The sequence below is a fragment of the Collinsella sp. AF23-2 genome (assembly GCF_003459245.1).
Lineage (GTDB): Bacteria > Actinomycetota > Coriobacteriia > Coriobacteriales > Coriobacteriaceae > Collinsella.
Map to the genome: position 1 here is coordinate 1 of NZ_QRVG01000039.1, position 4244 is coordinate 4244.

The window sequence follows — 4244 nt, forward strand, 5'->3', positions numbered from 1 at the left end:
ATGAATGTGGGAGGTGTTCGAATGAAGTCGATAATCAAGGCGTGCAAACTAAATATCCAAGCTTGAGATGTAACTTCGCGATGGTTAGTCCGGATGCTGTAAACTTTATTCATTACTAGACAGTGCGTTGGACTGTAAGGGCCGCATTTTCTTCGAGCGTCGCTAAGGGCCAACTATTATTTGGAATGGATGAAACTCGATTGTCATTTGCTTTAACAAAAGATTCAAAAGGATATCCGCGTGTTCTGGTAATTATTCCCGCTTATAACGAGCAGGAATGCATTCTCAATACCGTTGCTTCTATTAAGGCTGCTGGATATGACTATGTCGTAATTAACGACGGCTCACAGGATGGGACACTTAGGCTTTGTCGAGAGCATGATGTCAACATATTGGATCTCCCACAGAACCTTGGTATCGGTGGGGCGGTCCAGGCGGGGCATAAGTATGCTCAGAGATTTGGCTATGATATTGACATTCAGGTTGACGGCGATGGCCAACATGATCCTTCTTATATACCTGAGCTTGTTAAGCTGATTGAGGGTGGGGCGAGTCTGGCGATAGGCTCTCGATTCTTGGTCGAGACCGACGGTTTCCAATCAACCTTTATGCGTCGTGTTGGAATCAGGTGGCTCTCTTTTTTGCTTAAGTTGCTTACAGGTAAGGCGGTCACCGATCCCACTTCTGGCTTTAGAGCCTGCAATAAAGACGCCATCGACTTATTCTGCAAGAGCTATCCTGATGATTATCCGGAGCCGGAATCGATAGCTTTGGCTATGAAGCTTGGTCTCCCCGTTATGGAGGCACCTGTAAAGATGAATGAGCGCCAGGGCGGGCGTTCATCCATTGGGGTTCTCTCTTCCGTCTACTACATGATTAAAGTTACGCTTGCTATTGTCCTTGTGTGTTGGATCCATAGGGGAGACCAATAATGAATTTTTTTCTAAGGATTGGGGCAGCCATCTTTTTTGGTGGGTTCCTCGTTTATGTTCTTCGACTCGTATCCAAAGGAAAGATGCTTCTTAAGTATTCTTTGCTTTGGATTTTAATGTGCATGGCGGCCTTGCTTTGTGATTTATTCCCTCAGCTTATTTTTTATTGCTCCACGGCTATTGGGTTTGTTAACCCGGCCAATTTCCTCTTCCTGGGTGCAATTGTGCTGTTGCTTGCAATCTCTCTATCCCTTAGCGTTGCGGTGAGCCGTCATGTTTTGGCAATCAAAAGCCTTACACAAAGGATTGCCTTGCTCGAAAAAGAGCTTGAGAATCGGTTGGATTATTATGACTGAGCTTGATACAATTATTTGATTCAGTTTACTTTTAGTTCTTCAATGTTGCTAGTTGAGGAAAGTGGAAATCTGCCTTATACAAACGTTGCTTATACCCTTTGCTGAGGTCTGGATCGGTACCAAATCCGATGATTCTCATCGCGGGTTGCCATTTGCTTGTCAATGGAGGCGATATCCCTGCTCCGGCTGCAATGTTGTTTCAGCTGTTATGTCGTGGTCGAATAGTTTTGTATTAATAATGTAGAACAGATAATAGAATCAGCCGGAGGACTCCATTACAAAAGAGCGTAATTCCATTATCGAGCCATTTGGGTTAATTTCGATGTGGTGTGTAGTTACGCATCATTTTGTAATGCATAATGCAGATGATGTATCGGTTTTTGCTAGCCCTTTAACCCGTTAAATTTATTAGGACGATATCACTGGCCTGATGGCTGAACTACTACCACACTACCGCTACGCCCCAGTGGGGCTGGGTTTTAAATACGCCTTTGGAATGATATTGCTTTGGCTATCTTGCGGAAAATAATCTCGAAGAAGAGTGGGCTCCTTGACGTAGGTCGCGTCGAGCCAGACGTAGGGCACTGGCGAGCCCTCGAGCGGCCTTCCGTACAGATCCTCGATGCCTGGTCCAGGCTCGAGGCGATGGCGCTCACCTGGTCCTTCGAGAGCCTGGAGACGCCTATCTTCTCGGCTACCCTCTGCACCTTGCGGGTGCTCGTGCCGGTGGCGTACATCTCGGCGACGGCGGCAACGAGGGCGCGGTCCACGCGCCGGTGGCGCTCGATCACGTCGTCCGGGAAGAAGCTGCCGGAGCGGAGCTTCGGGATGCGCAGCGTCAGCGTGCCGGCGCAGGTGCGAGCGACCTCTCGCGGTAGCCGTTTCGGCTGTTCGCCCCGCCACCGCTCAGCTGGTCGGCCTCGGCGTCCATCGCGGCGTTCACGACCTGTTTGGCGAGTCTGGGGAGCAGCTCCCGCATGTCGATGGCGCCGTCGCTGAAACGGGGCATGGCGAGTATGTCCGGCGCCGGGTCTGACAAGATTTACATAGCGATCTTCGTCTTTTCCCGGAACCTGTTGTTGTGGTGATTTCTGGTTCCGGGACGAAGGCCGTTTTTCGTTAAACGGGCACTAAGGGGTCACCCTTGCACCAACATTTTCGGCGCGATCCATGAGATTGAATTCCGCCATTCTTTTTGGATGCCAATGTGCTTGCTAGTATACTGATACCAGTATTTTTAATTGCGTTCTATTAGTTTCTCGATTATAAGGATTTTTATGACAAGTTCCATAAGATGTAAGCCTTTATTTGTTTTGTTTGCCGTTTTTTTCGCATTCTATTCAGTCTATTGGTATCTAAATAATCCGAGATTACTTGTACTGCTTACAATTACCATCTCGTTGATTCTAATTCTTGGCCTTTGCGCTGCATATGCTAAGGTGTACCATCGTCTTAAAAGTGAATGGGTATTCTTGGCGCTGCTTATAGCATTTCTAATTATTTTTATCTTTATCTTTCCTCCGTTTACGGTTCCGGATGAAGGCCATCATTTTTTTTCAACTTATTGGATGGTTGATAGTCTTCCATTCAATGCGCATGTGACAAATGATGGTGGTTTTCTAGTACGGGATATCGATCTTTCCCTTTATAAGGGTCGCCAGAGTAACGCCATTGACTCCTCTTCATTTGATTCGATTATTCAGAATTATGCTCTGTTTGAGAATGGGAAGTGGACTCCATTCAATGAGTTCTCATTTAGCGTCAGTAGTGAGAACGTTTCTGCGAAAATAGGATCTATCGTTGGGCTGCAAATCGGTCTGTTTTTCGGACTTGGTGCCTATCCTGTGTTCTATATGGGGCGCATTGGTTCGGCTCTGGTTTTTTGCTTTTGTGCGTTCCAGGCATACAGGATTGCACCTAAGGGCAAATCGGTTATTGTTTTTGTTTCGCTTCTGCCTATGACGCTTCACTTGGCTGCTTCATACTCTTATGATTCAGGAATTATTGCGTACTCGCTTTTAGTATTCGCTTGTCTAATGCGCGGTTTTTTTGGAGAGCAGAAATCAATAGGTTGTAAAGAAATCGTCATTTATTTAATTATTTCGGCGTTTTTGGCTCCGTGTAAGGTTGTTTATTCTGGGATGATATTACTTGGTTTGCTTGTGCCCCTTTCGCAGTTCCAAGATGTGAAAGTCGGACGTATCGGTAAGTGCATACTGATCTTTGCTGTTATAGCCTCCGTTCTAGTGCTGCGCATAGCATCAATGAGTACATTGGTGTCTCAGTCTTCAGATGCCTCTCGTGGCCAAGAGATCGGGCGGTTTTATACGCTCAGTGACATCATCATGCATCCAAAGAATAGCTTCGAGGTCTTTTTTAGGACATTAGATTCCCTAGGAGATTTCTATTGGGGATCCACCTTAGGTTATTCGCTTGGATGGCTCCAGAAAAACTTGCAGTTTCCAGCCTTTTTTATGATTCCTTATTTGTTGTTTGGGTTTATTTGTTGTTTGGATTCCGAAGATGAGCCCTCTTTTCTCAGCCCCATTTGTTCCATTCTGTTTATTATCGCTTTTGCTTTGGCTGCCCTTGGTTCCATTGTATCTATGTGGTTGGGCTGGACGTTCAATTACGAGAATGTAATACAGGGTGTTCAAGGACGATATTTTCTTCCTGTTCTACCAGCTTTGTTGTTTGGGTCGAGAACGCGCTTGTTTAAATTCAACTCATCTTCGCTTTCTGTCGTCTCTTTTGGCATGTGCGTGATGAATTGTTTATATCTTATTCGTTTTATTAGTATTGCATCCTGCGTGTAGGCCTTTGCGTAATGCTCTCGGGTTTTTTCTGCTATCTAACAGTTTAGATAGCAGGCGATGATTCGGACGCCGCAGGGTCCCCGAAAGCTATGCTTTTCCAGGTGACGCATAATTTCTTTCGCAAATTGACAACCGCATAG

4 protein-coding genes are annotated in these 4244 nt (G+C 45.9%); 3 read left to right on the top strand and 1 reads right to left on the bottom strand.

All coding sequences use genetic code 11. The features are described 5' to 3' along the window. The first annotated feature begins 200 nt into the window (after positions 1-200). Entirely contained in the window at positions 201-932 is a 732-nt protein-coding gene (locus tag DWY03_RS09830) for a glycosyltransferase family 2 protein (protein WP_233506811.1), read from the top strand. Beyond that, positions 932-1288, top strand: coding sequence for a DUF2304 domain-containing protein (locus tag DWY03_RS09835; RefSeq protein ID WP_117840743.1), 357 nt, complete (start codon positions 932-934; stop codon positions 1286-1288). Before DWY03_RS09830 ends, DWY03_RS09835 begins: the two co-directional genes overlap by 1 nt. 479 nt (positions 1289-1767) lie before the next feature. On the opposite strand, the gene DWY03_RS10280 is transcribed toward DWY03_RS09835, so the two are convergent. Next, positions 1768-2130, bottom strand: coding sequence for a transposase (locus DWY03_RS10280; RefSeq protein ID WP_370446059.1), 363 nt, complete (start codon positions 2128-2130; stop codon positions 1768-1770). Between the two features lie 435 nt (positions 2131-2565). Here DWY03_RS10280 and DWY03_RS09845 point away from each other — a divergent pair, with 435 nt between their 5' ends. After that, on the top strand, positions 2566-4104 hold the full coding sequence (locus DWY03_RS09845) for a DUF2142 domain-containing protein (protein ID WP_117797731.1): 1539 nt from the start codon (positions 2566-2568) through the stop codon (positions 4102-4104). Positions 4105-4244 lie beyond the last annotated feature (140 nt).

Excerpts from the sequence above, each read along its gene's own strand:
- DWY03_RS09835 (WP_117840743.1), top strand. The coding sequence starts at position 932 with ATGAATTTTTTTCTAAGGATTGGGGCAGCCATCTTTTTTGGTGGGTTC.
- DWY03_RS09845 (WP_117797731.1), top strand. The coding sequence starts at position 2,566 with ATGACAAGTTCCATAAGATGTAAGCCTTTATTTGTTTTGTTTGCCGTT.